This window comes from Mycobacterium sp. E2733 (genome assembly GCF_001667585.1).
In the GTDB taxonomy this organism is placed as follows: domain Bacteria; phylum Actinomycetota; class Actinomycetes; order Mycobacteriales; family Mycobacteriaceae; genus Mycobacterium.
Window position 1 is genome coordinate 1 of sequence record NZ_LZJZ01000081.1, and the last position, 2,879, is coordinate 2,879.

Consider the following 2,879-nt stretch of genomic DNA (forward strand, 5'->3'; position numbering starts at 1 on the left):
AGCGGCTACCACGGCCTGAGGAGGGACATGGCGACGGAACCGGTCCCCGCCGATCTGGACTCGGCCGAGGAGTTCGATCGCCGGGACCAGATTCTGGAGGCGGCGAACGAATGCTTCACACAGCTCGGGATCCAGCGCACGAGCGTTCAGGACGTGGCGCGGATGGCGAACGTTTCCCGGGGCACGGTGTACCGCTACTTCGAGGACCGCAATGTGCTCATCGACGCCGCCATCGAGTTCGGGGCGCAGCGGTTCTATCGTGACGTGGCGACCGCAATGGCTAAGAAAAGTACGCTGGCCGAGCAGGTTGGCGCGATGGCCGAAACACACGCGAGGATCTTGCTCGACCACCGAACTCGCAACCGACTGATGGCCGACGATGCCGAGTTGATGCGCCACATGATCGCGGACGGCGACGCCGCGGTCCGCCGCTCGACGAAATTCCTCGAACCGTACGTGCGCGATGCGCAAAAGCGCGGCGAGGTCGGCACCACAATCGACGTCACGGCGGCCAGCGAATGGCTGGCCCGCATCATATATTCGTTCTCGACCGTCAATAAGGGCCTGAGCTTCAACATGTCGAAGCCTGAAACCGTCCGTCGCTACGTGGAGAAATTCGCCGTCAACGGCCTGCGTTGACAGGAGCCGGTACGAAGCGGCTCCCACCGGCGCAGATCACATCGCTGTACGGCTATCGTGTCCCATCGCCTTGGGCTCGGCCGCGAAATCACGGACCATCGCCTGGATGGTGTACGAGGCTCCCAGCCGGCCATCGCGAGTGAAGACCCGGCCGTCGCCTTGCACGAGCCCACGTCCGGACCAGAAGGCATGGTTGGTATACAGCAGCCAATCGGTGATGTCGACGTCCTCGTGAAAAGCGATGGCGGCCTGCATTATCCCTGTTGAGAGCGTGACATGCGCGCGTCCCTCGCCGAATCCGCGGTGGGGCAACATTCCGGCGGCGATGATCCAATGCGTAGTCGACTGAGCGAGCAATGCAGCTTGGAGGTAGGGCTCACGGGGCGTGTCACGGAATCGGACCCATACGTTGATAATCGGAGGCCCCACCCGGTCGGGATCCGGATCGTAGGCCCCGTCCACCACCCGGATCTCGCGACCGGTCATCCCGAATCCCGGAAAGCTCAGTGCCGCCTCGGGTCCCGGCAAGTCCGGCATCGGCTCCGTATCGCGCATGACGTCGCCGGCTCCGGAGTCCGCTAGGACCATCCCTGCGCTGCGCAGCACGCCATCCTGGTTCACGCGCACTTCGGCCGACGAAAAAGTCCTGCCTAGGCGCAGCACTTCGACGCTCAGATCCACAGGCGCGTCGAACGAGGCCGCCTTGGCGAAGATCATCGATGCCGACGTGACCCTCTGCCCCGGAAGCACTTTCGATGCCGCTACGATGGCTTCGCCCAGCAATTGCCCACCCTCGACGACGTTGCGGCGAGTCGGCCCATGAGCAGCTCCGATGAAGCGGCCGCCAGTTACGTGCTGGACGTCGATGAGCCTGCGCAACTCGTCGGCGTCACCCCACAGCGGGAACGTGGCGGGAACCTGTGCGCCGTCGGGCCAGTCTTCGACGACCACGACCCGCAAGCGGTCGTCGTAAAACGAGACGAACCCCGCCAGGGCCGCGACTTCGGGCAGCGGGGCGCGGTAGCTCCAGACCGCATTCTCAACAAGCCCCGCGCCGACCAGGTCCCAATAACTTGCCCGCCCTTTGAAGGGGCACACCGTGGTGTGCTCCGATGGGGCGAAGAGTTCCCACCTCACATCGGCTTCGGGAAAGTAAAGGCGGTCGTCGTGGTCGGTTTCGGTCACCACGAGGCAGCCGTCGCTCTCGGCGATCAATACCTCGCCGGACCACACCTGCCCCCGGTACGGGCACAGGGCCGGCTCGATGCGGTATTCGGGGTGATCCGGCCATGCCGACTCGACTTGTGCTGTCATCGTGCACCTTTCATCCCCCGGCGAGGCAACGGAATGCTCATGTCGTCGCAAGCCCACGCATCGAAGCCGGTGGTCGGACGACGAGCTGCTCGAGGCCGACGACGGGGCGGCTGAGCGCGGTGGCGAAGACACCCGCCAGCACGTCGGCGACGTCGTCGGGCGACATCAGCGTCTCCTGCAACAGACCGCGTGCGATCCAGTCCTGCACAACGACGCCCAACAGTTCAGGGTCAAACGCGGCGGTGAATTCCGTCGGCACGGTGCCGCCCACGTTCACGCAGCAGTACCGGAAGCTGGGATGCTCAGTGCGCCACGCGTTTAGGCTCTCCGAAAGCGCGGCCTTGCTGGAGGAATAGGCGCCGAGGGCGGCTCGCGGCTGTCCCACTGTTTCGGAGGACAGAGCCGCGACGATCGCCGCTGGGGCGAGCACCGGCAAGCAAGACCTGATCACCTGATGCACGCTGACGACGTTGGTATGCATCACGTCGAACCAGTCGTCCGCGGAGGTCTCAGCGAACATCCGCAATGGAGCGTAACCCACCGAGATGAACAGCAGGTCGACGCCGCCAAGTTTGTCGCGGGAGATGTCAGCGATACGAGCGCAGTCCTCAGCGCTTCGCACGTCAGCCCTCACCGGGTGACCACAACCAGCCTCGGCGGCCACCTCCTCCAAACGGTCCAGGCGGCGTGCCGCGATGAGTAGGTCCGCGCCTTCCTTGCCGGCACGCACGGCGAATGCCCGCCCGATCCCCGCCGACGCGCCGACAACCACAACGCGCTTGCCGGCCAACGTCCGTTCACCCATGGGCTGACCATCCGATCGAGAGACAACTTGTTTCCGTCCGACAATGGAGAACAATAGTACAACAAATGTTCAGTTGAGCCCCGCAATACCGCCACCGGTGGCGATCAGCGAAGGCCGTTGA

3 protein-coding genes are annotated in these 2,879 nt (G+C 64.5%); 1 reads left to right on the plus strand and 2 read right to left on the minus strand.

The window, feature by feature from the left end:
- The coding region (locus A5678_RS13470; RefSeq protein ID WP_231983665.1) for a TetR/AcrR family transcriptional regulator at positions 1-639 on the plus strand (639 nt) is incomplete at its 5' end.
- 36 nt (positions 640-675) lie between these two features.
- Here A5678_RS13470 and A5678_RS13475 read toward each other — a convergent pair.
- Together A5678_RS13475 and A5678_RS13480 are read right to left on the minus strand one after the other, a co-directional pair.
- Positions 676-1,953 carry a DUF427 domain-containing protein gene (locus tag A5678_RS13475; protein ID WP_068043072.1) on the minus strand — a complete coding sequence of 426 codons (1,278 nt, stop codon included), beginning with the start codon at positions 1,951-1,953 and terminating at the stop codon, positions 676-678.
- A gap of 37 nt (positions 1,954-1,990) precedes the next feature.
- Positions 1,991-2,743, minus strand: a complete 753-nt coding sequence (locus A5678_RS13480) for an SDR family oxidoreductase (protein ID WP_231983666.1) — start codon at positions 2,741-2,743, stop codon at positions 1,991-1,993.
- Between the last annotated feature and the right edge of the window lie 136 nt (positions 2,744-2,879).